Genomic DNA, 512 nt, shown 5'->3' with positions numbered 1-512 from the left:
GTCCCCGCCTCAGCCCTGCGGTCAATGCCTGCTTGTAGCCTTGCCGGAACTGGTCCCGGCGCCTACTGCTCGGCTGCCGCCCCGAGCGTCACGTCCACTTGCTGTTCCTTGCCGCCGCGCAGGATCGTGACCTTCACCGAGGCGCCCGCCGGCTGCTCCCGAACCGCCGCCGTCAGCTGGTTGGGATCACTGATGGCAAGGTCGTTGAACTTCGTGACGACGTCGCCCACCTTAAGGCCGGCCTTGGCCGCAGCGGAACCGGACTCGACGGTAGCCACTTCGGCGCCCACCGAGAACGACGAGTTTGAAGACGTGGATGACTTCGGCTTGACGCTGACTCCGAACTGGCCGTGCGTTGCCTTTCCGGTGTCGATGATCTCCTGGGCCACGCGCTTGGCGAGGTTGATGGGGACGCTGAAACCGACGCCGATGTTGCCGCTGGTGCTGGATTCACCCCCGGCTGAAGCAATGGCCACGTTGACACCAATGACCTCACCCTTGCTGTTGACCAG

1 protein-coding gene is annotated in these 512 nt (G+C 64.6%); it reads right to left on the bottom strand.

Annotated elements, in window-relative coordinates; all coding sequences use genetic code 11:
• Positions 1–62: 62 nt before the first annotated feature.
• Positions 63–512 (bottom strand): S1C family serine protease (locus ACXJ3V_RS20825; protein ID WP_457102257.1); only part of this gene is annotated, 450 nt, incomplete at its 5' end.

Source organism: Microbacterium sp. P5_E9 (assembly GCF_054049175.1).
Note: the sequence above shows the minus strand (reverse complement) of the source record. Positions and strands in the feature narration are given on the sequence as shown.